General features: G+C 68.9%; 24 protein-coding genes. 11 read left to right on the top strand and 13 right to left on the bottom strand.

Annotated elements, in window-relative coordinates; genetic code table 11:
- Window positions 1-16 precede the first annotated feature (16 nt).
- A complete protein-coding gene (gene nusA / locus F6W70_RS06700) occupies window positions 17-1,000 on the bottom strand; it encodes a transcription termination factor NusA (RefSeq protein WP_055868799.1) in 984 nt (327 codons plus the stop codon).
- Window positions 1,001-1,131: 131 nt separating this feature from the next.
- Here nusA and F6W70_RS06695 point away from each other — a divergent pair, with 131 nt between their 5' ends.
- A complete protein-coding gene (locus tag F6W70_RS06695; protein ID WP_151486221.1) occupies window positions 1,132-2,487 on the top strand; it encodes a flavin monoamine oxidase family protein in 1,356 nt (451 codons plus the stop codon).
- Here the strand turns inward: F6W70_RS06695 and F6W70_RS06690 are convergent.
- A complete protein-coding gene (locus tag F6W70_RS06690) occupies window positions 2,456-3,496 on the bottom strand; it encodes an LOG family protein (RefSeq protein WP_055868809.1) in 1,041 nt (346 codons plus the stop codon). The two genes, F6W70_RS06695 and F6W70_RS06690, sit on opposite strands and share 32 nt — an antisense overlap.
- 141 nt (window positions 3,497-3,637) lie before the next feature.
- On the opposite strand from F6W70_RS06690, the gene F6W70_RS06685 reads away from it, so the two are divergent.
- Entirely contained in the window at window positions 3,638-4,141 is a 504-nt protein-coding gene (locus tag F6W70_RS06685; protein ID WP_151486220.1) for a pyridoxamine 5'-phosphate oxidase family protein, read from the top strand.
- 18 nt (window positions 4,142-4,159) lie between these two features.
- Here F6W70_RS06685 and F6W70_RS06680 read toward each other — a convergent pair whose 3' ends face one another.
- Together F6W70_RS06680 and F6W70_RS06675 are read right to left on the bottom strand one after the other, a co-directional pair.
- On the bottom strand, window positions 4,160-5,917 hold the full coding sequence (locus F6W70_RS06680) for a proline--tRNA ligase (RefSeq protein ID WP_151486219.1): 1,758 nt from the start codon (window positions 5,915-5,917) through the stop codon (window positions 4,160-4,162).
- A gap of 42 nt (window positions 5,918-5,959) precedes the next feature.
- Window positions 5,960-6,730, bottom strand: coding sequence for an isocitrate lyase/PEP mutase family protein (locus F6W70_RS06675; protein ID WP_151486218.1), 771 nt, complete (start codon window positions 6,728-6,730; stop codon window positions 5,960-5,962).
- A gap of 80 nt (window positions 6,731-6,810) precedes the next feature.
- Here F6W70_RS06675 and F6W70_RS06670 point away from each other — a divergent pair, with 80 nt between their 5' ends.
- Both F6W70_RS06670 and F6W70_RS06665 read left to right on the top strand, forming a co-directional pair.
- Complete coding sequence (locus F6W70_RS06670; protein ID WP_151486217.1) at window positions 6,811-8,226, top strand: RNB domain-containing ribonuclease; 1,416 nt, start codon at window positions 6,811-6,813, stop codon at window positions 8,224-8,226.
- 28 nt (window positions 8,227-8,254) lie between these two features.
- Window positions 8,255-8,947, top strand: coding sequence for a nucleotidyltransferase family protein (locus F6W70_RS06665; protein WP_151486216.1), 693 nt, complete (start codon window positions 8,255-8,257; stop codon window positions 8,945-8,947).
- A 2-nt stretch (window positions 8,948-8,949) separates the two neighbouring features.
- Here F6W70_RS06665 and F6W70_RS06660 read toward each other — a convergent pair whose 3' ends face one another.
- The 3 genes from F6W70_RS06660 to ispG all read right to left on the bottom strand — a co-directional run bounded on the left by F6W70_RS06660 (window position 8,950) and on the right by ispG (window position 11,381).
- Window positions 8,950-9,816, bottom strand: coding sequence for an alanyl-tRNA editing protein (locus F6W70_RS06660; RefSeq protein WP_151486215.1), 867 nt, complete (start codon window positions 9,814-9,816; stop codon window positions 8,950-8,952).
- A 63-nt stretch (window positions 9,817-9,879) separates the two neighbouring features.
- Window positions 9,880-10,212: a nuclear transport factor 2 family protein gene (locus F6W70_RS06655; protein ID WP_151486214.1), complete on the bottom strand. Its 333-nt coding sequence runs from the start codon at window positions 10,210-10,212 to the stop codon at window positions 9,880-9,882.
- 17 nt (window positions 10,213-10,229) lie between these two features.
- The gene (gene ispG, locus F6W70_RS06650; protein WP_174233197.1) at window positions 10,230-11,381 is read right to left on the bottom strand and encodes a flavodoxin-dependent (E)-4-hydroxy-3-methylbut-2-enyl-diphosphate synthase; all 1,152 of its coding nucleotides are present in this window, start codon (window positions 11,379-11,381) and stop codon (window positions 10,230-10,232) included.
- 60 nt (window positions 11,382-11,441) lie between these two features.
- On the opposite strand from ispG, the gene F6W70_RS06645 reads away from it, so the two are divergent.
- Together F6W70_RS06645 and F6W70_RS06640 are read left to right on the top strand one after the other, a co-directional pair.
- The gene (locus F6W70_RS06645) at window positions 11,442-12,068 is read left to right on the top strand and encodes a pyroglutamyl-peptidase I (protein ID WP_151486213.1); all 627 of its coding nucleotides are present in this window, start codon (window positions 11,442-11,444) and stop codon (window positions 12,066-12,068) included.
- Window positions 12,069-12,240: 172 nt separating this feature from the next.
- Window positions 12,241-14,124: a chorismate-binding protein gene (locus F6W70_RS06640; protein ID WP_151486212.1), complete on the top strand. Its 1,884-nt coding sequence runs from the start codon at window positions 12,241-12,243 to the stop codon at window positions 14,122-14,124.
- Between the two features lie 19 nt (window positions 14,125-14,143).
- On the opposite strand, the gene F6W70_RS06635 is transcribed toward F6W70_RS06640, so the two are convergent.
- The 3 genes from F6W70_RS06635 to F6W70_RS06625 all read right to left on the bottom strand — a co-directional run bounded on the left by F6W70_RS06635 (window position 14,144) and on the right by F6W70_RS06625 (window position 17,124).
- On the bottom strand, window positions 14,144-15,376 hold the full coding sequence (locus F6W70_RS06635) for an RNA polymerase sigma factor (protein WP_151486211.1): 1,233 nt from the start codon (window positions 15,374-15,376) through the stop codon (window positions 14,144-14,146).
- Window positions 15,373-15,741, bottom strand: a complete 369-nt coding sequence (locus F6W70_RS06630; RefSeq protein ID WP_055868837.1) for a YciI family protein — start codon at window positions 15,739-15,741, stop codon at window positions 15,373-15,375. The genes F6W70_RS06635 and F6W70_RS06630 overlap by 4 nt, the downstream gene beginning before the upstream one ends.
- 69 nt (window positions 15,742-15,810) lie before the next feature.
- On the bottom strand, window positions 15,811-17,124 hold the full coding sequence (locus F6W70_RS06625; protein WP_127482502.1) for a M50 family metallopeptidase: 1,314 nt from the start codon (window positions 17,122-17,124) through the stop codon (window positions 15,811-15,813).
- Between the two features lie 64 nt (window positions 17,125-17,188).
- Between F6W70_RS06625 and F6W70_RS06620 the strand changes: the two genes are divergently transcribed.
- The 3 genes from F6W70_RS06620 to F6W70_RS06610 all read left to right on the top strand — a co-directional run bounded on the left by F6W70_RS06620 (window position 17,189) and on the right by F6W70_RS06610 (window position 20,277).
- Complete coding sequence (locus F6W70_RS06620; protein WP_151486210.1) at window positions 17,189-17,773, top strand: hypothetical protein; 585 nt, start codon at window positions 17,189-17,191, stop codon at window positions 17,771-17,773.
- Between the two features lie 104 nt (window positions 17,774-17,877).
- The gene (locus F6W70_RS06615) at window positions 17,878-18,561 is read left to right on the top strand and encodes a YcnI family copper-binding membrane protein (RefSeq protein ID WP_151486209.1); all 684 of its coding nucleotides are present in this window, start codon (window positions 17,878-17,880) and stop codon (window positions 18,559-18,561) included.
- A 93-nt stretch (window positions 18,562-18,654) separates the two neighbouring features.
- A complete protein-coding gene (locus F6W70_RS06610; protein WP_055868844.1) occupies window positions 18,655-20,277 on the top strand; it encodes a Mur ligase family protein in 1,623 nt (540 codons plus the stop codon).
- A 38-nt stretch (window positions 20,278-20,315) separates the two neighbouring features.
- Here the strand turns inward: F6W70_RS06610 and dxr are convergent, their stop codons facing one another.
- Both dxr and F6W70_RS06600 read right to left on the bottom strand, forming a co-directional pair.
- Complete coding sequence (gene dxr, locus F6W70_RS06605) at window positions 20,316-21,398, bottom strand: 1-deoxy-D-xylulose-5-phosphate reductoisomerase (protein WP_055868846.1); 1,083 nt, start codon at window positions 21,396-21,398, stop codon at window positions 20,316-20,318.
- A 38-nt stretch (window positions 21,399-21,436) separates the two neighbouring features.
- A complete protein-coding gene (locus F6W70_RS06600) occupies window positions 21,437-22,399 on the bottom strand; it encodes an FKBP-type peptidyl-prolyl cis-trans isomerase (protein ID WP_151486208.1) in 963 nt (320 codons plus the stop codon).
- 123 nt (window positions 22,400-22,522) lie between these two features.
- Here F6W70_RS06600 and F6W70_RS06595 point away from each other — a divergent pair, with 123 nt between their 5' ends.
- A complete protein-coding gene (locus tag F6W70_RS06595; protein WP_017830981.1) occupies window positions 22,523-23,320 on the top strand; it encodes a lysophospholipid acyltransferase family protein in 798 nt (265 codons plus the stop codon).
- A gap of 54 nt (window positions 23,321-23,374) precedes the next feature.
- Here the strand turns inward: F6W70_RS06595 and F6W70_RS06590 are convergent, their stop codons facing one another.
- Entirely contained in the window at window positions 23,375-23,869 is a 495-nt protein-coding gene (locus tag F6W70_RS06590; protein WP_151486207.1) for an OsmC family protein, read from the bottom strand.
- A gap of 67 nt (window positions 23,870-23,936) precedes the next feature.
- Between F6W70_RS06590 and F6W70_RS06585 the strand changes: the two genes are divergently transcribed.
- A complete protein-coding gene (locus tag F6W70_RS06585) occupies window positions 23,937-24,932 on the top strand; it encodes an asparaginase (protein ID WP_055868852.1) in 996 nt (331 codons plus the stop codon).
- Window positions 24,933-24,940 lie beyond the last annotated feature (8 nt).

Raw genomic sequence — 24,940 nt, 5'->3', positions numbered from 1 at the left:
GGAAGGCCGAAGGGGATCAGTCGAGGACGCTGTCCGGCTGGATGTCGATCTTCGCACCGGTGAGCTTGGCGGCCAGACGCGCGTTCTGACCCTCCTTGCCGATCGCCAGCGACAGCTGGTAGTCGGGCACCAGGGCGCGGACGGCCTTGGTGCCGGCATCGAGCACGAAGGAGCTCGTGACCTTCGCCGGCGAGAGGGCGTGGGCGACGAAGGTCGGCAGATCGGCGTCGTAGTCGACGATGTCGATCTTCTCCCCCGCGAGCTCCTCGGTCACGGCGCGCACGCGACGGCCCATCTCGCCGATGCAGGCGCCCTTGGCGTTGATCGACGGGTCGTTCGCCTTGACCGCGATCTTCGTGCGGTGGCCGGCCTCGCGGGCGAGCGCGACGATCTCGACCAGTCCCGCCGCGATCTCCGGCACCTCGAGCGCGAAGAGCTTGCGCACGAGCCCCGGGTGGGTGCGGGAGACGGTGATCTGCGGGCCCTTGAGTCCCTTGGCGACGCTCGTGACGTACACGCGCAGGCGTGAACCGTGGGTGTACTCCTCGCCCGGCACCTGCTCCTCGGGGGGCAGGATCGCCTCGACGGCTCCGAGATCGACGTGGATCATGCGGGGGTTCGGGCCCTGCTGGATCACGCCGGCGACGATGTCGCCCTCTTTGTCCTTGAAGTCACCGAGCACGACGTCGTCCGCGATGTCGCGCAGACGCTGGCTGATGACCTGCTTGGCGGCGAAGGCCGCGATACGCCCGAAATCGTCCGGCGTGGCGTCCTCTTCGCCGATGATCGCGCCCTCTTCGTCCTTGACGACCTGCAGCACGGCGACGTGGCCGGTCTTGCGGTCGAGGTCGACGCGAACGCCCTCGGGCGTGACGCCGTCGGCGGCGACGTGCTTGGAGTACGCGGTCAGGATCGCCTGCTCGATGATGGCGACGAGTTCTTCGAAGGGGATCGCCTTCTCCTTCTCGATCCCTCGCAGCAGACTCAGTTCGATGTCCATGACGGCCTCTCTATTCAGCTCTCGTCGCGCCTGTTCGCACGCGCGACATCCGTACCACGATACCCTGTGCCCACCGGCTCCCGCACGGCGGCGGCGGCGTCGGGATACACGAGCCGCTCGAGGAGGAGCACGTGAGCACATTCGACACGATCGTGATCGGCGCCGGGATGTCGGGGCTCACGAGCGCCCGGATGCTCGCCGACGCGGGCCAGAGCGTCGTGGTCCTGGAAGGACGCGACCGCATCGGCGGTCGGATGCACACCGACCGCGGCGCCGGATTCCCGGTCGACCTCGGCGCGTCGTGGATCCATGGGATCGAGGACTCGCCTCTGTGGAACCTCGTCCACGCGCTGAGGATCCCGGCGATCGAATACACCGTGGGGAGCTTCCAGGTGGGCGGGCGCCCGATCGAGAACTTCGACGGCGACGGGCATCCGATGGACGAGGGGGCCACCGCGCAGTGGATCGCCGACGTCGACATGGCCGATCGTCTGCTCGTGGAGGAGATCGCCGCCTCCTCCCCCGGCGACACCTACCTGGATGTGACCGAGCGTGCCCTCGACCGGTCGGGATTCGCGCCGGAGCGCATCGACGACATCCGCGAGTTCTTCCGCCATCGGGTCGAGGAGCAGTGCGGGGCCTGGATCGGCGACCTCGACGCCCATGGCCTCGACGAGGACGCGATCGAGGGCGACGAGGTGATCTTCCCGCGCGGGTATGACGAGCTGCCCCGACGCATCGGCTCCGGCCTCGATGTGCGCCTGGAGACGGTCGTGACGCGGGTGAGCCGGTCGGGCGACGGCGTCGTCGTGCACGCGGGCGAGACGCAGTACCGGGCCGCCAGGGCGATCGTGACCGTGCCCCTCGGGGTGCTCAAGGCGGGGACGATCGCGTTCGAGCCGGCACTGCCCGACGCGGTCGCAGGCCCCGTCTCCCGGCTCGGGATGGGCGTCTTCAACAAGGTGTTCGTCCAGTTCCCCGAGCGCTTCTGGAACGAGGGGACCTACGTGATCCGTGCCCTCGGCGAGGCCGGCGAGCACTGGCACTCCTGGTACGACGTCTCCGCCGTCAGCGGCATCCCGACACTGCTGACCTTCGCCGCCGGACCCTTCGGTCGCCGTATGCAGGAGCTTCCCGATGCGGAGATCGTCGCCGACGCGGTGAGTGCACTGCGGGTCCTCTACCCGGATGCCGTGGGCGAGCCGCTCGCCCACTGGGTCACCCGCTGGGGTGAGGACGAGTTCTCGAACGGCTCCTACTCGCACCTCGCACTGGGTTCCACGCATCACGACCACGACGCGCTCGCAGGGCCCGTCGACGGGGTACTGCACTTCGCCGGCGAGGCCACCTGGGGCGACGAACCGGCAACGGTCGGTGCGGCGTTCTACTCCGGGCACCGGGCCGCGGAGCGCATCCTCCATCGCCCCGTCGACCTCACGGACTTCGCGGCCCGCATCACCGCGCGGGAGCAGACGGAAGCGCGTTGATCGCTCCGATCAGCCGGAACAGGTTGCCCACCTGCCGCTGATCCAGGTGCAGGATCAGACGCGGCAGGTCGAGGTTGTCGTCGTCGGCGACCTCGGGCTGCCGCGGAGCCGTCCGCTCGATCCGGCCCGTCGAGAGCATCGAGGCGAACTGCTGGTTGAGCGTTTCGATCTCGTCATCCGTCGGCACGGCCTTCAGGCGCAGCACCAGGGCGTCGCCCACCCACCGCAACGAGTCGTAGTTGTGCCAGAACCCGGTGATCTCCGCGCGCGCCGCCTCCACCGAATCCGTGATCACGACGCGGTCGAAGTCACCCTCCGAGATCACCCCGGTCGGAGCGAGGTGATCGTCGATGAAGCTGCGCAGACCCTGCCAGAAGGTGCCCCCGGGCTCGTCGAGGAGAACGATGGGGGTCGGCTCGGCCTTCCCCGTCTGCTGAAGGGTGAGCAGCTCGAACATCTCGTCGAGAGTGCCGAATCCGCCGGGAAGGCAGATGAATCCAAGCGATTCCTTGATCAGCATGAGTTTGCGCGTGAAGAAGTACTTCATCGCGACGACGTGGTCCTGACCGGTCACGAAGCCGTTCGGCTTCTCCTCGAAGGGCAGCCGGATGGAGACGCCCAGCGAGAGAGCGGGGCCCGCTCCCTCCGACGCCGCCTGCATGATGCCGGGTCCGGCACCCGTGACGACCATCCAGCCGTCGCCCGCCAGGGCCGCCGCCACATCGCGAGCCGTGAGGTAGAGCGGATCGTCATGCCGGGTGCGGGCCGATCCGAAGACGGTCACCTTGGGGACTCCGCGGAACGGCGCGAACAGCCGGAACGCATCGCGCATCTCAGCCAGAGCCGCCGAGGCGATCTTGAGGTCGAGACGATCGGCACCGTCCTCGCCGAGCAGGATCGCCGTGCGCAGCATGCGCATGATCAATCGTCGATCGGCGTGCACTCCCGCGTCGTCGAGCACGGCGTTGATCTCGGAGCTGAGGGCCTCGGGGAGTGGTTCGTCGATCATGTCACCAGGGTGTCATGGGACGGTGCGACCGCGGGCCGCAACGCCGGGGTGTCGCTGCGAGACGCCGGCACCTCCCTGTCACGGCACCGCCACGGTGTCAATGCCCGTGACCACCACCACGGCAGGCGGCACGCTGATGCCATGACCGAGATCACAGGACCCGAAGCCCTCGCCCGCGTCGCCGAGCTCGTGGAGGACATCGACATCACGATGCTCACCACCACCGACGACGACGGCAACCTCGTGAGTCGACCGATGTCGACCCGGCAGATGGACGATGCCGGCGACATCTGGTTCTTCACCTCCGAAGACACCGAGAAGGTCGATGAAGCGCGCAAGCACCGTGACGTCGGACTCGCCTACTGCGATGCGAAGGGGATGCGCTACGTGTCCGTCGCGGGAACGGCAGAGGTCGTGCATGACCGCGCGAAGATGGAGGAGCTCTACGCCGCGTCTCTGGAGATCTGGTTCGCCGACGGCCTCGACACTCCCGGCATCGCGCTTCTGAAGGTGACCCCGAAGGTCACGGAGTTCTGGGAACCCTCGAAGGGCAGGCTCGCGCTTGCTGCGGGTGCGCTCAAGTCCCTCGTCACCCGCGACACGCCTGACGACGACATCATGAACCACGGCCGCATCGTCTGCTGACGACGCGGCCGCACGGGCTCAGCGGGTGGAGAGCCGCCCGACGACCTCGTCGACGGTGACCGCGTCACGCTCCCCCGTGGCGCGGTCCCACAGCTCGACCTGGCCTTCGGCGGCCCCACGTCCGACGATGACGATCTTCGGGACGCCGACGAGTTCGGCGTCCCCGAACTTCACACCGGGCGATACCTTGGGGCGGTCGTCGTAGAGCACGTCGAGTCCCGCGGCCTCGAGCTGCGCGGAGATGCTCTCCGCCACCTCGAACGCGACCTGATCGCGACCCGCGGCGACGACCTGCACGTCGAACGGCGCGACGGACGCCGGCCAGATGAGGCCCTTGTCGTCGTTGTTGAGCTCGGCGATGATCGCGAGGATGCGGGTCACACCGATGCCGTACGAACCCATCGTCACCGTGACGAGCTTGCCGTTCTCGTTCAGCACCTTCAGCCCCAGGGCCTCGGCGTACTTGCGGCCGAGCTGGAAGACGTGTCCGATCTCCATGCCTCGCGCGAGCTCGACCGGCCCCGAGCCGTCGGGCGCCGGGTCCCCCGCGCGCACGTTCGCGATCTCCACGACGCCGTCGGCGGCGAAGTCGCGTCCGGCGACGACGGAGTGCGCGTGCTTCTGGTCGATGTTCGCGCCGGTGATCCAGCTCGTGCCCTCGCTCACACGCGGGTCGACCAGGTAGCGGATCCCGGTCGCGGACTCCTCGCCGAGCACCGCCCCTGTGGGCGACCAGGGGCCGATGTAGCCCTTCACGAGCAGCGGGTTGTTCTCGAAGTCGTCGGCGGTCGCCGTCTCGACCTCGGCGGGCGCGAAGGCGACCTCGGCGCGCTTCTCGTCGACCTCGCGATCGCCGGGGATGCCGACGATGACCAGTTCGCGCGTGCCGTCGAGGTGCGTGAGTGCGAGCACGACGTTCTTGAGGGTGTCGGCCGCGGTGTACTCGCCCTCGAGCTCACGGTTCGCGTGCACGACCAGCGTCTCGATGGTCGGCGTGTCCGGGGAATCGAAGATCACCGGGGTCGCGTCGGCGTCGTAGGCGATCGCCTCCGGAACCGCGGTGGTGAACGCCTCGACGTTGGCCGCGTATCCACCGGCGCTGCGCACGAAGGTGTCTTCTCCGACCGGTGTCGGGTGCAGGAACTCCTCGCTGCGGGATCCGCCCATGGCGCCGGCGTCGGCCTGGACGATCACGTACTCGAGTCCGAGCCGCTGGAAGATGCGCTCGTACGCGTCGCGCTGCGCCTGGTAGCTGGCGTCGAGACCCTCGTCGGACGAGTCGAAGGAGTACGCGTCCTTCATCGTGAACTCGCGGCCGCGGAGCAGGCCCGCCCGGGGGCGCGCCTCGTCACGGTACTTGTCCTGGATCTGGTAGATCGTGAGCGGCAGGTCTTTGTACGACGAGTACAGGTCCTTCACCAGCATGGTGAAGGCCTCCTCGTGCGTGGGCGCGAGGAGGTAGTCGCCACCCTTGCGATCCTGAAGACGGAAGAGCAGATCGCCGTACTCGTCCCAGCGGCCGGTGGCCTCGTAGGCCTCACGCGGCATGAGAGCCGGGAAGTGCACCTCCTGCGCGCCGGCAGCAGCCATCTCCTCGCGGACGACGGTCTCGATCTTCGACTTGACGCGCAGCCCCAGTGGCAGCCACGCGAAGATGCCGGCGGCCTGCGGGCGGATGTATCCGGCCCGGATCAGCAGCCGATGGCTGGCGACCTCTGCGCCTGCAGGGTCTTCACGGAGCGTGCGGAGGAAGAAGTTCGAAAGACGAGTGACCACGGAGCAAGTCTAGTGAGCCGCGGTCACTCGTCTTCGACCGTGTCAGTTCAGCGCCGGAAGGTTCCCCGGGACCACACCGCCCGCGTAGAGGTCGGCGGCGAGCTCCTGCAGCGCGGTCAGCGCGACGCGCTGCGGCAGCGGACCGTACGAGATGCGCGCGACGCCGAGCTTCTCGTACTCGGAGGCGGCGAGGGCACCGGGGAGCCCGATGACGCTGACCTTGCGCTCTCCGATGCCCTCGACGAGCTGACGGGTGACGTTCATGTCGAGGATGCCGGGGATGAACACGGCCGTCGCTCCCGCGTCGAGGTACGCCCGACCGCGCTGGATGGCGTCGGCGATGCTCTCCGGCACCGGGCGCCCTCCGGCGCGGACGAACGCGTCGGTGCGGGCGTTGAGGGCGAACGGGACGCCCTCGTCCTCCGCCGCCTTCACGATCGCTGCGACAGCGGCGACGGACTCGTCGAGCGGCTTGAGGCGATCCTCGATGTTCGCGCCGACGACCCCGACGCCGATCGCGAGGCGCGTGGTCTCGCCCGCGTCGCCGTATCCGTCATCGAGGTCGGCCGAGACCGGCACCGCGACGGCAGCCGCGATGCGACCCACCATGTCGATCATGATCTCGCGCGGAGTGGCACCGTCGTCATAGCCGAACGACGCGGCGATGCCGTGTCCGGCCGTGGCGATCGCCTTCGTCTCGGGGAGGGCGGCGACCGCCCGCGCGGAGACGACGTCCCACACATTCACGACGCGGAGGATCTCCGGTACGTCATAGAGTCCGACAAGGGTCTGGGCCTTGGCTGCAGTGGTCATGAGTCCACGCTAACGCGGGTTGGCATCCGCAGGGCCGGTTCGCCGAGCTCCTCGCGATCACTCGCGCCTAGGGTGGAGCCATGCCTCAGCGCCGATCACACGTCGCCCCGTCTGCCGCCCAGACCGAACTGGCCTCGGCGCTCGCCGCTCTGCGCGAGTCGGCCGAAGTCCCCGTCGACTTCCCTGAGGATGTGATCGCCGAAGCTGAGGCATCGACGGCGACCGTACCCGAACTCGACCTTCGCGACATCCCCTTCGCGACGCTCGATCCCGAGGGTTCTCGCGACCTCGATCAGGCTTTTCATCTCGAGCGCGACGGCAGCGGCTACACGGTTCGCTACGCGATCGCCGACGTCCCCGGCTTCGTCGTCCCGGGTGGCGCGGTCGATGCCGAGGCTCGGCGGCGCGGACAGACCCTGTACGCCGCCGACGGCTCGATCCCCCTGCATCCGCGGGTCCTGAGCGAGGATCGCGCGTCGCTGCTCGCCGATGTCGATCGACCGGCATTGGTGTGGACATTCGCCCTCGACTCCGCCGGCGTGGTCTCGACCTTCCGTCTGGAGCGCGCGTTGATCCGCTCGCGCGCCCAGCTCGACTACGCCACGACCCAGATGTCGCTCGATCTCGGCGAAGACGGGCCGGCCGCGCTGCTGCCCGAGATCGGCGCCCTGCGGATGGAGCAGGAGCGCCTGCGCGGCGGAGCGAGCCTGAACCTGCCCGATGAAGAGGTCGTGCGCGCCCAGGACGGCACCTATGCGATCGAGCGTCGCAGCCCGCTGCCCGTGGAGGAATGGAACGCCCAGCTCTCGCTCATGACGGGGATGGCAGCCGCGACCCTGATGCTCGATGCCGGGGTGGGGATCCTTCGGACCATGCCGGAACCGGATGACGCTGCGTTCGAGACGTTCCGGCACCAGACGGAAGCCCTCGGTCGACCGTGGACGACGGGCACCTACGGCGAGTACCTGCGAAACCTCGACCGCGCCGACCCGATGACGCTCCCCGTGCTGGAGGCCGCTTCGTCACTGTTCCGCGGAGCGGGGTATCTGGTGTTCGACGGCGAGACGCCGAAGGATGCTGTGCAGGCCGCCATCGCCGCCCCCTATGCTCACGCGACCGCTCCCCTGCGCCGGCTGGTCGATCGGTGGGCCCTCGCGATCTGCCTCGCCGCCTCGAACGGCACGCCTGCCCCCGATTGGGCACGCGCCTCACTCGCCGAGCTGCCCGCGCTGATGCAGGAGTCCGGTCAGCGCGCCTCACGACTGAACGCCGCCACGATCAACAGCGTCGAAGCCGCGCTCCTCACGCCGCTGGTCGGCTCGACGATGGAAGCGACCGTGATCGAGCTGCGGGGCGAGCGTGCGGCGATCCAACTCGCCGACCCCGCGGTCACGGCGACGGCACCCCTGCCCATGGGGGCGAAGCCGGGCGATGTCGTTCAGCTCCGGGTGGCTCGGGCTGACATCGCGAAGGGAGAGGTCGAGTTCGCGATCTGAACATCTCGACCACCGCTACCCTGTCGAGATGGATCATGCTGAGCGCGCTGAGAGGTTCGTCGCATCGACGTACCCTCACGCCGAGATCGCTATCGTCGCCGGAAGCACAGCACGCGAGGAACGCACCGCGACCAGCGACATCGATCTTCTGCTCATCGGCGCGTATCTCTTCGGCCAGGTTCCGCAGTCCGGCGAGGCCGCCACTCATGAGTTCGAAGGCGAGATCTTCGAGGTGTTCGCCTACACGCCGCAAGGCTTCGAAGAATGGGCGGATCGCGGAGTTACCCAGCAGCGCCCGGTGATCGCGCACATGCTCGTGGAGGGGGTCGCGATCCGCGAGAACGCCGCGTTCGACGCTCTTCGATCGCGGTGGAGTGACATTCTCGCCGCCGGTCCACGCCTGGATGTGACGGAGTCTCGGTTGCGGCGGTACATGATCACCGACCTGCTCGACGATCTGAGGGACGCGACGGACGTTCTGGAGCAACGGGTGATCGCCGGCACGCTGTTCGAGCGGATCGCGGAGTTGATGCTGTTGGACGGTGGACGCTGGGTCGCGACCGGCAAGTGGCTTCCGCGACGCCTGCGCGATCTGAGCCAGGAGCGTGCTGACCTGCTGAGTACCCCCTTGCTCGCCGACGACCTCGCCGGCTTCGCTGATCGCGTCGAGGCGGAACTCGAGCGCGCGGGCGGACGGGTGCAGGCGGGATTCGTCCGCTGACGTCAGTCGGCTGGCGTCGCCACGGTCGTCATGACCAGGAGCTGAGGATCGCTCAGGTCGAGCGACACCGTGATCGAGGCGAACGCGGCGAGCGAGTCGACGTGCGTTCCTCCGCAGAGGATCACGGCCTCGCCCTCGGGGAGTTCGCAGTGCCAACGACGACGGTCGACGATGGACGGGCCCTCGGTCTCGACGCTGCTGGAGACACCGGCGGCGACCCATGCCGCGAGCTGGTCGTTGACGCGTGCTTCCCGATCAGTGAGCGTCGCCGCGAACGTCTCGGTGTCGAACCCGGCCCTGCGCAGGCTCTTGCCCAGACGGTACTCGTCGACGGCCCCGTCCTCGTGGATCCGACTCGACTGATTGGCGCGGCCCTCGAAGTCGGGGGCACCGAGGGCGTCGACACCGGGGTCCTTGCGCCAGAGGTCCGCCAGGGCCCGGTCCAGCGCGAGAGAGGCGAGGTGACATGCGGTGTGGCCGCGGCTGAGGCCGACACGACGCGCACCCTCGACCGAGAGCGTCACCCGCGCGCCCTCGACGAGAGCAGCCGGAGCGGCACCCTCGATCCGATGCCCGACGAGCCAGGTCCAGCCGTCGGCCCCGCGCTTGACGGGGATGTCGCTCCCGACGGCGAACTCGCCCTCATCCGAGATCGCGGCCATCAGCGCCTCCGTCACCTGGACGGTGTCGCCGGCGACCGCGATGGTCCCCGTGTCGCCGGGCTGATCCGGCCAGGTGTGGTCGACGGGGTGGAACGGCGTCGTGTCGACGACCACGACGGGGCCGTCCGGGTGGTTCTCGACACGGGTGACGATGCCATCTCCGGCGATGGCCCCTGCCGCGAAGGTCACGATGGTGGGCGTCGACATGGCTCTCCTAGGATTCGACGGCATGCAGTCGGCGCGCGGGCTCCACGGCCCGCAACTGACGTGTCAGTGGGACGGGGGGATGGTGAAGCTGGCGAGCTTGTCGCCCTCGACGACGAAGATGCCGTCGGATTCACCGTTGAAGACGCGACTCGCCCATCCGAAACGGAGGCGCGTGGTGTCGCCCTCGGTCTCGGCGGAGAGCACGGTCATCTGCGCACCGGCGCCGATCGCATCGCTGCCCGCCCATTCGCGCACTCCAGCGTGACCGGCCTTGACCGTACCCCAATCGCTGACGAAACCGTCGACGGTGAAGGCATCCACGAATGCCTCGGTGTCGGCGGCGTTGATCGCGTGGATCATCGCCTGCACAGGAGCGGGAAGGGTGTGATCGGACATCTGGTGCGCCTCCTGGCTCAGACCGTGACGACCTGGGCGGTGCCGAGCGGCGCTTCCGGGCCCATCTCGGCGGCGATGCGGTTGGCCTCTTCGATCAGCGTGGCGACGATGTCCGCCTCGGGCACGGTCTTGATGACCTCGCCCTTCACGAAGATCTGCCCCTTGCCGTTGCCCGAGGCGACGCCGAGGTCGGCCTCTCGAGCCTCGCCGGGTCCGTTGACGACGCAGCCCATCACCGCGACCCGCAGCGGGACGGTCATGTCCTTGAGTCCCTCGGTGACGTTCTCGGCCAACGTGTAGACGTCGACCTGCGCACGACCGCACGAGGGGCACGAGACGATCTCGAGCTTGCGCTCACGCAGGTTCAGCGACTGCAGGATCTGGTGGCCCACCTTGACCTCTTCGGCCGGCGGCGCCGACAGCGACACCCGGATCGTGTCGCCGATGCCCTCGCCGAGCAGGATGCCGAACGCCGTGGCGCTCTTGATCGTGCCTTGGAACGCCGGGCCGGCCTCGGTCACGCCGAGGTGCAGAGGCCAATCGCCCCGCTCAGCCAGCAGCCGGTACGCCTTGACCATCACGATCGGGTCGTTGTGCTTGACCGAGATCTTGAAGTCGTGGAAGTCGTGCTCCTCGAACAGCGACGCCTCCCAGACGGCGCTCTCGACCAGCGCCTCGGCCGTCGCCTTGCCGTACTTGGTGAGGATGCGGCGGTCGAGCGATCCGGCGTTGACACCGATGCGCAGCGAAACACCCGCGGCCTTCGCCGCCTCCGCGATCTTGCCGACGTTGCCGTCGAACTCCCGGATGTTCCCGGGGTTCACTCGAACCGCGCCGCATCCGGCGTCGATCGCCGTGTAGATGTAGCGCGGCTGGAAGTGGATGTCCGCGATCACAGGGATCTGGCTCTTCATCGCGATGATCTTCAGCGCGTCGGCATCGTCCTGATGCGGCACTGCGACGCGCACGATCTCGCAGCCGGAGGCCGTGAGCTCGGCGATCTGCTGGAGAGTCCCGTTGATGTCGGTCGTCTTCGTGGTCGTCATCGACTGCACGCTGACGGGAGCGTCGCCGCCCACGAGCACCTTGCCCACTTTGATCTGCCGGGACTTACGGCGCGGGGCGAGGACTTCGGGGATCTTCGGCATTCCGAGGTTCACTGCTGGCACCCCTCAAGCCTACGCCGCCAGGATGCAAGTGGGCTGGACGGACGCACCTACGCTGGATGAATGGCAGTCGTCCTCCTCACCGGCTTCGAACCCTTCGACGGCGCCGCGCGCAACCCCTCTGCGGATGCGGTGAACGCCGTCGTGGCCGACTACGACGGCCCGCACGACCTGGTCGTCGCGACTCTTCCCGTCGCGTTCGACGCCTCGGCGCGCCGCCTGCGCGCCCTGATCGAGCGCCACTCCCCTGAAGTCGTCATCGCCACCGGACTCGCCGGTGGGAGCTCGCACATTGCCCTCGAGCGCATCGGGGTGAACCTGATCGATGCGCGCATCCCCGACAACGACGACGCTCAGCCCGTCGACGTGCCCAGCGAGGCCGGCGGCCCTGCGGCGCGGTTCTCGACGCTTCCCGTCAAGCGTCTCGTCGACGAGCTGATCGCCGAAGGACTCCCGGCGCGGCTCTCGCTGTCGGCGGGCGCGTACGTGTGCAACCACGTGCTGTACACCGCGCTGGGTGCGATCGGCCCGAATGCCATCGCAGGGTTCGTGCACCTCCCCTGGTCGACCGGCACCGCTCCCGCAGACGCTCCGCATCTCGCCGAGGCGCAGCTGGCTCGCGCGGTGCGTCTCGTCGTCGATCACGCCCTCGACACCGAGACGAAAGAGCCGGGCGGCAGCATCTGGTGACGTCATCGCGCTCGGGCCGCCACGCGCGATGTGGTAGTTTCGGCCCCATGCTCGCGAACTTCACCTGGTGGCCCGCCTTCTAGGCGGTGTGTTCGCGTTCCCACGAATTCAGACCGCCGACCTCGGCGGTCTTTTCGTTGCGCCGAGCCGGAGCACAGCACAGGAGACATCGATGACCCTCTCACGACTCGCCGAGCTCAGCGCCGATCCGACGGCGTCCTTCGTGCTGATCGCCCGTGACGGCGCCGACACCGTCGAGCTGCTCAGCGGGGAGGTCGTCGACGTCGATCTGCTCGCGGACATCCCGCTGACCATCGACGGCACCCCTCGCGAGGTGTTCTCGATGGTCCCCTATCGCCAGGTGCGTGAACGCGGGTTCGTCGCCCAGGACGACGGTGCGCCGCTGCGGTGCGTGGTCGTCGACGAGCACCTGCACCTGCCCACCGCGGAACTTCTCACGGCCCTCCCCCGCACACCCGTCGCGCTCCACGACGACGGCTTCGACATCGCCGACGCCGAGTACGCCGCGATCGTCGAGAAGGTCATCGCCGAAGAGATCGGCCGTGGGGAGGGTGCGAACTTCGTCATCCGGCGCGATTTCACCGCCGGCATCGACGTCGACGACCGGACGGCCGCCCTCACCTGGTTCCGTGCGCTGCTCACGCACGAACGCGGCGCCTACTGGACTTTCGCCGTCGTCACTCCCGGGCACATCGCCGTCGGCGCCAGCCCGGAGGCCCATGTGGTCGCCCGCGAAGGCATCGTCACGATGAACCCGATCTCCGGAACGTTCCGTCACCCGGCCGGTGGTTCGACGAAGGAGACGCTGATCGACTTCCTCGCCTCGACCAAGGAGACCGAGGAACTGTTCATGGTCGTCGACGAGGAACTCAAGATGATGAGCGCCGTGTGCTCCGACGGTGGGCGGATCACCGGCCCCCACCTCAAGGAGATGTCGCGGCTCACGCACACCGAGTACATGCTTCGCGGACGCAGCTCCCTCGATCCGCGCGACATCCTGCGCGAGACCATGTTCGCGCCGACCGTCACCGGGTCGCCCATGCAGAACGCGTGCGCCGTCATCCGTCGCCACGAGCACGAACCCCGCGGCTACTACTCCGGAGTCGCCGCCCTGTTCACCCCGAACGCCGACGGCGGCCACGACCTGGACGCGCCGATCCTCATCCGTACCGTGTACCTCCAGGACGGAACCCTCCGCGTGCCGGTCGGTGCGACGCTCGTTCGGCACTCCGACCCGATGGGCGAGGTGTCCGAGACGCACGGCAAGGCCGCCGGTGTGCTGGGTGCCATCGGAGCGATCGACCGGGACCGCGTCGCCGAGGCACGCAGCGATGCGGACGCTCCGGGCGGGGCACGTGCCCTCGCCGACGACCCCGCGATCGCCGAGCTGCTCTCGTCGCGCAACGCCCGTCTGGCCGAGTTCTGGCTCAACCCGCAGGGCGAGGAGTTCACGGGCCCGTTCGCCGGACACTCGGCCCTCGTCGTGGATGCCGAGGACCGTTTCACGACCATGCTCGCCCACCAGCTGCGCCATCTGGGTCTCGCGGTGACCATCGCCCCCTGGAGCGAGGTGCGGGACGCCGATCTGGATGCCGCAGACCTCGTCGTCGCAGGCCCAGGTCCCGGAGATCCGCGGGATACGGAGAACGCCCGCATCGCCAGGATGCGCGCCGTGGTCGCGCGTCGACTCGATTCCGACGCACCGCTGCTCGCGGTGTGCCTCAGCCACCAGATCCTCGCCGACAGGCTCGGCATCTCGCTGACTCCGCTCGATACCCCGCATCAGGGTCTGCAGAAGTCCGTGCCGGTGTTCGGAGAGGACGCATCGATCGGCTTCTACAACACCTTCACCGCGCGGGTCAGCCCTGGCACGATGACCGTCGGGGATGCCGACGTGTCAGCGGATCCCGACTCCGGCGATGTGTACGCGCTCCGCGGGGCGCACTTCGCCTCGGTGCAGGGACATCTCGAGTCGATCCTCTCGCGCGACGGGATCCGCACGCTCGAGCGCCTCGTGTCGCACGCCCTCGCCTGATCCGTCGAACCGGGGTCGGTCAGAGCTCGAGCGATACTCGGGAGCGGAGCAGGCGTCGCTCCGCGTCGTTCACCGTGAGCTCGTGGGCATCGTGGAGAGCGGCGAGAGCCTCGTCTTCCCGTCCGGCTCGCCGCAGCAGGTCACCGCGCACGGCATGCCAGAGGTGGAAGCGCACCAGATCATCATGAAGGACCTCCACCTCTGCGAGCGCGTGCTTCACGTCGCCGGTCTGCCCGACCGCGACGGCGCGATTGAGACGAACCACGGGCGACGCATCGTGGACGAGAAGCAGATCGTAGAGCGCGACGATCTGGGCCCAGTCCGTGTCGGCGAAGTGCTGCGCATCGGAATGGCACGCGGCGATGGCCGCATGCAACTGCCAACGACCTGACCGCCGCATCCCGGCAGCGCGCGAGAGCGCTCGATGGGCATCGCGTTGAAGCGCGGCGTCCCACCGCGTCCGGTCCTGGTCGGCGAGCAGCACCATCTCGCCCTCGAGCGCTCGCGCGGGCTCCCTGCTGCGATGGAACTTCAGCAGCGCCACCAGCCCCCATGCTTCGGGTTCACCAGGGAGGGCGTGCGCCACGACCTCCGCCAGCCACAGTGCGTCTTCTGCGACGTCGCGATCCGCCCCGGAGTCCGCGCCCGGCAGGAGATGCGCCATGTTGTACATGACCGAGATCACGGTGAGGACCATGTCCAGGCGCGGTGCCCGCTCCCCGCCCTCCGGCACACGCAGCGGGATCCCTGCCGCGCCGATCCTGCGCTTGGCGCGCACGATGCGCTGTCCGACCGCGGTCGGAGTGCTCATCGTCGCCCTGGCGATCTGCTCGGTCGTGAGGCCGCACACCGCGCGCAGGGTGAGCGCGAGCTGTGCGGGCTCGGACAGCGCCGGATGGCAGCATCCGAACAGCAGAGGCAGTCGCTCGTCCATTTCGGTGTCGACCAGCGGCGCCCGGTCGGAGAGGATCGCGAGCTTCTGGCGGTAGCGCTTGTCGCGGCGCAGCCGATCGAGTGCGTTGTGACGCGCAGCCGTAGTGAGCCACGCGGCCGGATTCGGCGGGACTCCCCTCACGCGCCATCCGACCAGAGCTTCGGCGACAGCCTCGGCCACGGACTCCTCCGCGAGATCGAGGTTGCCGAGCGACGTGGTGAGGGCCGCGACGATCCGGGCGGATTCGGCTCGGACCACCCGCTCCAGGGCGCGATCGGATGCCGCGTCCCCCGATGACGCGGCATCCGAGGCGTTCACTGCTCGAACTGGCTGTAGTCCGTCACGATCGGACGGATCTCGACCGAGGTGCCCTCGAGCTCGAGCATCGGCCACGTCCGCGCCAGGGCGATCGCGGCGTCGAGGTCGGCCACATCGATGAGAGTGAAGCCGCCGACGGCCTCACGGGCCTCCGTGAAGGGACCGTCGACGACGACTGCGCCCGTGGCCCCGTGTCGCACGGTGGTCGCCGCATCAACCGGCTGCAGTTCTGCGCCGCTGTCCTCGATCGAGTCGGCATTGTCCTGGAACCACTGGTAGACACGCGCGTACACGTCTTGAGCGACCTCCGGCGAGACGGCGGCGTCGTGCTCGGGGGTGGATGTGAACATGATGACGTACTTCATGAGGTTCGTCCTTTCGTCTTGAGAACCGTTTCACCCCTTCAGCGAACGGGCAAGGACGAATTCGACACCTCAGCCGAGAAGATTCACCGGGTTGAACAGATCGGCGACGAGCAGCAGCGCTCCCATCGCGATCAGAAGCACCGCGACGACCACGGTCAGCGGCACGAGCTTCGTCGCATCGACGGGCGCCGGGGGCGGCCTGCGGAAGAGCTTGGCCCACGCGCGCTTGATACCGTCCCACAGCGCGACGACGATGTGACCACCGTCGAGCGGGAGCAGCGGGATGAGGTTGAAGACGAACAGCGCGATGTTCAGCGAGCCCAGCAGACCGAGCAGGAAGGCGAACCTGTTGAGGATGGGCGCATCGGTCGCGGCGACCTCACCTGCAAGGCGTCCGACCCCGACGACGCTCAGCGGTCCATTCGGGTCGCGTTCTCCGCCGGTGACGAGGGAGACGCCGACGTCCCACAGACGCACAGGGAGCGTGACGATCATGGATGCTACCCGAGCGGTGCTGTCCGCGGCCATCTCGGGGCCGGCGGTGAGGGGCTGCTGCACGTAGCCCATCTGCGCCCCCATCCCGACATAGCCGACCTCCTTGACGACAGGCTTTCCCGCGTCGTCGAGGACCGGCTGGCCGCTGGCGTCGGTGATCGTGCGCTCTGCCGCGATCGGCGTGAGACGCAGCGACTTCTCCGCCCCATCACGTCGCACCACCATGTCGAGCGTCTCGCCCGGTGCCGCCTGCACGATCGTGGTGGCCTCGGCGAACGTCGACACCGGCTGTCCGTCGACGGACACGATGACATCTCCCGGCTTGATCCCGGCTTCCGCGGCGGGTGAGGCCGGGTCATCCGGTGTGCACTCGGTCGCCGTCGAGCCCGCGGGCACCACGCATTCGGTCACCGATGCGATCGTGGTGGTTCCCTGCTGCAGGCCGATCCCTGACAGCAGCACGGTGAAGATCACCGTGGCGAGCACGAGGTTCATGGCGGGACCGCCGAGCATCACGACCACGCGCTTCCACACGGGCAGGCGGTAGAAGACCCGATCCTCCGCGCCCTCCGCGATGGTCTCGTCGTTCGCGCTACGCGCATCCTGGATCAATGAGCGGAAGACGCCGGAGGCCGGACCGGAGCTCTTCGACGCCGGGTACATGCCCGACATCGAGATGAAGCCCCCCAGCGGAAGCAGCTTGAACCCGTACTCCGTCTCGCCGATGCGCCGAGACCACAGCCGCGGGCCGAAGCCGATCATGTACTGACCGACGCGCACGCCGAAGAGCTTCGCGGGGACGAGATGCCCGACCTCATGCAGGCCGATCGACAGCCCGAGGCCGATCAGCATGAACAGGATGCCGGCCAGATAGAGCAGGAATTCCACGTGCCAACGTTAGTGCCCCCAGCTAGGAATCCGCCCGGCGCCGCGGCACAGCTAGGCTGAGAGCGTGAATACCCGGCAGCTGCGACTCGTGCGCGCTGCCGCCGTATCCTCGGTGGCGACGTTGCTCGCCGCACTGTCCCACACTCTGGGCGGCGGAGCGGCTCCGCATGCGCTGCTGATCCTCGCGATCGCGACTCTGGTCACACCGCTGTCCGCCGTGCTGGTCGGCGTCAGGCAGTCGCGCGGCCGTGTAGCCCTGACGGTCTTCCTCGCGCAGGGCGCCTTCCACGTCCTGTTCCAGCTGCTGGGCGCCCCGACGGGTACGACGCCGATCGCCGGCGGCGCACACTCCCACCATCTCGACGTGGCGCTTCTCGGGTCTACGGCACCCGCAGCGGCTCCCGGCGCACTGATGCTGTTCGCGCACGTCGTCGCGGCCGTGCTCACCACGATCCTGGTGTGGCGTGCGGAAGCGGTCGTGCGCATCGTCGCCCGCTGGGTCGACGCACTCTTCCGACGCGCATCCGCGCTGGCGCCCGCGATGCATCGCCGACCGCCTCGACTGCGTTCGGTCACCGTCGTCTCCTTCGACGCCGCCGTCTCGGCCGCTGTGCCCAGACGCGGTCCTCCTGCGCTCGCCCGCGACTGATCCGTCGCACCGGAGTCCGCCGACCCCCGACGGGGCGGCATCACCCCTTTCGCGGAGACGCGCCGTCGTGGCGCGCCCGCACTTCGAGCACCAGGAGATCTCTCATGTCCCGCAACACCCGTACCCGTCGTCTCAGCCTTGCCGCCCTCGGCGTCCTCGGCGGAGCCACCCTCGCCCTCGCTGTCCCCGCCATGGCCGGCGCCCACGTGGGCGTCAGCCCCGACGAGCTCGCCGCAGGAGACCACGGCGTGCTCACCTTCTCGTTCTCCCACGGCTGCGAGAACTCCCCCACCACCGCCCTGCGCATCACGATGCCCGAGGGCCTCACCTCGGTGGCACCGACCATGGACAGCAATTGGAACATCGAGGTCGAACGCGGTGATGACGGCCTCGTCAGCGCCGTGACGTACACCGCCGTCGCGCCGGTGCCCACCGACCTTCGCGGCGCGGTGAGCATGGGAGTCGGCCTGGACGAGAACACGCCCGACACGCTGGCGTTCCCCGTCGTGCAGGAGTGCGTCGAGGGTTCGACCGAGTGGACGCAGCTCGCCGAGAACGGCGAGGACCCGCACAGCCTCGACGCACCCGCCCCGGTCGTCTCCGTCACCGCGGCCGCCGCCGGCGGGCACGGCGAGCACGCCGAGACCGAAGATGCCGACAAGGGCGACGAGGCCACCGCCACGTCCGCGGTCTCCGACCCCCTGGGGGTGGCTCTCGGCGCCGGCGGTCTCGTCGCCGGCTTCGCCGCCCTCGTGGTCGCGATCCTCGCCTACCGACGCCGCGCCTGACGGCCTGCACGGCCCCTCGCGCTGCGCTCTCCGGAGCGCGAGGGGCCGTGCCGCGAGTGGTTCCCACCGCGGTCGTGAGATCATGGATCCGCCATGTCGATTGAACAACAACCGAGCTTGCCTCCCGTGCTCCGCCCCGCGAACCCGCCCCGGCGTGAGCTGTCCGAACTCGCTTCCCGTTTCGCCCGCACCGTTCGCGGTGACGTCGACGGGATCGCCCTCACCGGCATCACCCTCGCGACGGCGGATCTCCGCCCCGGCGAGGCGTTCGTCGCGATCCAGGGCGTCAATCGGCACGGTGCGGACTTCGCCGTCACCGCCGCCGAGAAGGGCGCCGTCGCCGTCATCACGGACGAGGCCGGCGCGGAGATCGCAGAAGCGGCGGGACTCCCGATCCTCGTGGTCGATGACCCTCGCGCTGTGCTCGGCGACCTCAGCGCGTGGGTCTACGGCACCGGAGCAGGCGACCCGCTCCCGTTGCTGTTCGCGACGACCGGAACCAACGGCAAGACCAGCGTCTCCCACCTGCTCGAAGGCATCCTGGATCAGATCGGCGTCGTCACCGGACTCTCCTCCACCGCCGAACGTCATATCGCCGGCGAGGTCATCGTCTCGAGGCTGACCACCCCCGAAGCCTCCGAGATGCACGCACTGCTGGCACTCATGCGCGAACGTGCGGTCGAAGCCGTCGCCGTCGAGGTCAGCGCGCAGGCGCTCTCCCGTCACCGCGTCGACGGCATCCGGTTCGACGTCGCCGGCTTCACCAACCTGAGCCACGACCACCTCGACGACTACGCCGACATGGACGAGTACTTCGAGGCGAAGCTGCCGCTGTTCCGCCCCGATCGTGCCGAGCGCGGCGTCATCTGCCTCGACTCCCCCTCGGGGGCGATCGTCGTCGACCGTGCCGAGATCCCTGTCGTCACGGTGGGCACTCCGTCCATCGCCGCAGACCCCGAGGCCGCGACCGCCGCGGACTGGGTCGTCGTCATCGACGAGGAGCGGGCAGCCGGCACCACGTTCACGATGACCGGCCCCGCCGGTTCCCTCACGACCACGGTCCCGGTGATCGGGCCGCACATGGCCGCCAACGCGGCCCTGGCGATCGTGATGCTGCTCGAAGGCGGCTACGCCTGGGATCGCATCGTCGAGGCGCTCACCCGCGACGGCGGTATCCGCGCCTATCTCCCCGGTCGCACCCAACTGGTCTCCGGAGCGACCGGCCCCGCCGTGTTCGTCGATTTCGGTCACTCCCCCGACGCGTTCGAGAAGACGCTCGCCGCCGTCCGCCGAGTGACCCCGGGCAAGGTGCTGATGCTGTTCGGTGCCGATGGCGACCGCGATGCGAGCAAACGCTTCGACATGGCGCGCACCGCTGTCGAAGGCAGCGACATCCTCGTGGTCACCGACCACCACCCGCGCTTCGAGGACCCTGCCTCCATCCGGGCGACTCTCATCGAAGGCGCCCGCAAGGCACGACCGGATGCCGAGATCCACGAGGCCTCGCCGCCCGAGAACGCGATCGTCACCGCGGTCGGACTCGTGGGCGACGGCGATGCGATCCTCTGGGCAGGCCCCGGGCATCAGGACTACCGGGACATCCGCGGGGTCCGCACGCCCTACTCGGCACGCGAGCTCGCCCGCCGGGCACTGCGCGCCGCCGGCTGGCCGGTGCCCGACTCGCGCTGGCCGGTGCCCTACCCCGACGAGGACTGATCCGAACGCCAGGGCGGTGAAGCGCCCTGGCGGACTCCTCAGACGGCCGCGATCATGCGGTCGGCGGTCGCACGCGCCCAGGATTCGGCCGCGGCAAGAGTTTCGACCGTGAGCGCGTCCGGCGCATCATGCGCGTCGATGACACGGGCGATCGTGTCGACGATGCCGAGGAACGAGAGCCGTCCCTCATGGAACGCGTCGACGGCCTGCTCGTTGGCCGCGTTGTATACGGCGGGGAACGTACCGCCCGCGCGTCCGACGGCTTTCGCCAGCGCCACGGACGGGAAGGCCTCTGCATCGAGCGGCTCGAAGGTCCAGGAGGTGGCGGACGACCAGTCCAGCGGTCGTCCGACACCGCCGACACGGTGCGGCCAGTCCAGACCGAGAGAGATCGGCAGGCGCATGTCGGGCGGCGAGGCCTGAGCGATCGTGGAGCCGTCGATGAACTCGACCATCGAGTGCACGATCGATTGCGGATGCACGACGACGTCGATGTCGTCATACGCGATGTCGAAGAGCAGGTGCGCCTCGATCACCTCGAGTCCCTTGTTCACCAGGGTCGCGGAGTTCGTCGTGACCATGCGCCCCATGTCCCACGTGGGGTGCGCGAGCGCCTCCGCCGGGGTGACCTGGGTCAGTTCCGTGCGGCTGCGTCCGCGGAACGGACCGCCGGATGCCGTCACCACGAGCCGCCGCACCTCTGCGTGAGTGCCGGCGAGCAGCGCCTGCGCGAGCGCGGAGTGCTCGGAGTCCACAGGGACGATCTGACCGGGAGCTGCCGCGGCGAGCACGAGGTCGCCGCCCACGATGAGGGACTCCTTGTTCGCGAGGGCGAGTGTGCGGCCCGCCTTCAGCGCCGCGAGGGTCGAGCCGAGCCCGATCGAGCCGGTGATGGCGTTGAGCACCACGTCGGCTTCGACATCGCGGACGAGCTGCTCGGCCTCGACGGCTCCGAGAGCGGTGGACTCGACCTGGAACTGCGCGGCCTGTGCCTCCAGCATCTCTGCGTTCGAACCGGCGGCGAGACCGACCAGCTCGAATCGACGAGGGTTGGCCCGGATCACATCCAGTGCCTGGGTGCCGATGGAGCCGGTGGAGCCGAGGACGATGACGCGACGCATAACGCCAGCCTAGGTCACGCCCACGGCTCCCCCCGCGGTTACTGCTGCTGCTGGACCGGGGTCGTGGCGAGGATGTCGACGACGAACACGAGGCTCTCCTTCTGGAGCTCGTGTCCCTCGCTCGCGCCGTAACCGTCCGACGGCGGCATCACGACGATGACCTGAGAGCCGACCTGCTGGCCCTCGAGAGCCTTCTGGAAGCCTGCGACGACACCAGTGGTCTGGAACTGCGCCGGGGCGGCGTCACGGCTCCAGCTGGAGTCGAACTCCGTGCCGTCGGACCACTTGACGCCCAGGTACTGCACGACGACGAGATCGCCCGAGGCGACCGTCGCGCCGTCACCCTGCTTGAGGACGGCGACCTTGGTCTCGGTCGGCGCCTCGCCGTCCGGGATCGTCACGGTCGGGGCGCCCTTGTCGTCGAGCTTGACGGTCGGCATGCCCGGGGTCGGGTCGACCGGCGTTCCCGTCGCGACCTCCGGGAGCTGCTCGACCGCTTCGGCATAGACGACCTTGGCTGTGCCGCCGTCGCCGAAGACCTTGCCGGGAAGCGCCAGGACCACCTGGGTGCCGAGGGGCTGGCACTCGAGTGCTGCGATGAACAGCGAAGCGTTGTTCTGGTCGAGGAGGACGGAGGCTTCCCCTCCGTCGCTGCGAGCCGAGGAGTCGACGATCTCACCCGTCGCGGCTTCGATGATCTGGAACTTCACGCCCACGAGGTCGTTCGCGACGACCTCGTCGCCGTCGCCCTTGGAGATGATCGTGCGCTCCACGTCGGCGAACGGCGCGTCCACGGGGACGGTGACCTTCGCGTCGAGGCCTTCGCCGTCGACGACGACCGCGTCGGACGTCGCGCCGGGCTGCGCGTTCAGCAGACATCCGCTGGACGCGGTCGGCGAAGGCGTGCCGGAGCTCTCCGGCGCAGCGCCACCGGCACAGCCCGCCAGCAGAAGGGTCGCCGCGGCGACGGTGGACAGAACGATGAGCGGACGCTTGCGCACAGTGAGACCTCGGGATCGCGGACAGGAAACTCCATCCTGCCTCATACCCCTTTGCTCGCGCTGGGAGGCGCGGCGCAAGTCTTCATTCCCACGCTGGCATGGATCCGGGAGTAATCTGCTCTGATGACCTCTGAGCAGTCCGTCGAGCCCGAATCCTCGTCACCGGAGGAAGCCTCGTCAGAGGAGACGACGAAGCCGCGTCACGCCGGGTTCGCCTACACGCTCGGCCGCAGCCTCATCACCCCTCTCGCTCGACTGGTGTACCGCCCCCGGATCGAAGGGCGCGAGAACGTCCCCCTGAGCGGTCCCGTCATCTTCGCGAGCAATCACCTGTCCTTCATCGACTCGATCGCGATCCCGGTCGCCGCACCCCGTCCGGTGCACTTCCTGGCGAAGTCGACGTACTTCGAGGGCACCGGCTTCAAGGGCTGGATGAGCAAGACGTTCTTCGAGTCGATCGGTGCGATTCCGGTGCGCCGCGGCGCCGGACAGGCCGCCCTGGATGCCCTCGACCTGCAACGCCAGCTCCTCGACGAGGGACTCGCCGTAGCGCTGTACCCGGAGGGCACCCGCTCCACCGACGGCCGGCTGTACAAGGGCCGCACGGGCGTCGCGTTCCTCGCGCTCCAGACCGGCGCACCCGTGGTCCCGGTCGGTCTGATCGGCACCGACAAGGTGATGCCGGTGGGGGCGAAGATGCCCACGCTCAAGGAGCGCATCACGGTGCGCTTCGGCGAACCGCTCGACCTTTCCCCGCACGGCCCGGCGACCAGCGGACGGGCGCGTCGACTCGCAACGGATCAGATCATGGCCGCGATCCACGGGCTCTCCGGCCAGGAGCTCGCGGGCGCGTACAACGAGGCACCTGCGCAGGGCACGATCGAGAAGATCAAGCAGGCTCTGCCGCACGAACGTCGCTGACGCGGCGAGAGCGCGTGGTCAGGCGAGAGCCCGTGGCCAGGTGCGAGCGCGTGGTCAGGCGAGAGCGCTGACCGTCGCCTGGTGACGCACCGGGAAGTTCATCGAATTCGCGATGAAACACCACTCGTTCGCCTGGGCGTGCGCGCGCTCGGCGGCCTCGATCATCGAAGCCTCGGCGACGACGACCTCTGGGCGCAGCAGCACCTCCACGAACGCGCCGCCGCCTGCGCCGTCTTCGCGCATCACTCCGCTCGCGCGGTCACGGTAGGACACCACGACGACGCCGGCAGTGACACACGCGTGCAGGTACGACAGCAGGTGACACTCGGAGAGGGATGCCAGCAGAAGGTCTTCCGGATTCCATCGTGAGGGGTCACCGCGAAAGGGCTTGTCCGCTGAGGCGAGCAGATCGGGCTTTCCGCCGACCTCGATCGTCACGTCTCGGCGGTAGTCACGGTAGCCGGTGGTTCCGGTGCCGGTATTGCCGGTCCACGTCGCGGTGAGCGCATAGTGGTGTTCGCCGAGAGTGCGCGAGGTCGTCTCTGCCATGGGATCAGTCTGTCAGGCTCCTCCGACACGACGCGAGACGCCGCACACCCCGGGCTAGAGTTGACGGGTGCTGGAGACTCTCACCGTTCAGGATTCCGTGGAACTCGCCGTCGTCGAGAGGAGCGGATTCGTCGAATCCCGCCACGCCGGTGCGGCCGTCGTGCTCTCGCCCGACGGCGACGTCGTCGCCCGTCACGGCAATGCCGATGCGCTGATCCTGCCGCGCTCCAGCCTCAAGCCCCTGCAGGCCATCGCGTGCATCACTGCAGGCGCGGTGCTCGAGGGCGAGCAGCTGGCGATCTCGACGGCGAGCCACATCGGCACCGACCGTCACGCCTCGGTGGTACGCGACATCCTCACCGAGGGTGGTCTCACGGAGGACGCCCTGGGCTGTCCCGCCGCCTGGCCGAGTGACTCGGCGACACGCGATGAGCTCGTTCGTGAACACGGTGTGCCGACGCGGGTGCGCATGAACTGCTCCGGTAAGCATGCCGCGATGCTGCGCGCCTGTGTGGCGACGGGCTGGCCGACCGCAGGCTACCTCGATCCCGCTCATCCTCTGCAGCAGCACATCCGCGACGTCATCGAGCGCCTCACGGGCGAGAAGATCGCGCACACCGCGATCGACGGGTGCGGTGCGCCGGTCCACGCCATGACGCTGACCGGTCTGGCGCGCGCGATCCACCGCATCGGCACCGCTTCGGATCGTTCGCCCTTCGCTCTTCACCGGGTGGCCGGCTCCCTCGTCCGCGCGGTGCGCGAGAACCCCTGGACGATCGAGGGCCCCGGCCGCCCCGACACCATCGCGACGGAGACGCTCGGCGTGTTCACCAAGTACGGCGCCGAGGGCGTCATGGTGATGGTCGCCCCCAATGGAACGACCGTGGCGCTGAAGATGCTCGACGGGGCCACTCGCGCCTCGACGATCGTGGCCGCCACGCTTCTCGCCCGCGCGGGAGGGCTGAGCGACGCCGACGTCGCGGCTCTCAGCGGCGCGCTTCCGCTCGCCGTGCTCGGCGGCGGGGCGGACGTCGGTGCCATCCGTCCCGGTGCCGGGATCTGACACCGCGT

Origin of the sequence: Microbacterium maritypicum (genome assembly GCF_008868125.1) — a bacterium.
GTDB classification, from domain to species: Bacteria; Actinomycetota; Actinomycetes; order Actinomycetales; family Microbacteriaceae; genus Microbacterium; species Microbacterium maritypicum.
This window is presented reverse-complemented; position numbering and strand designations above follow the sequence as displayed.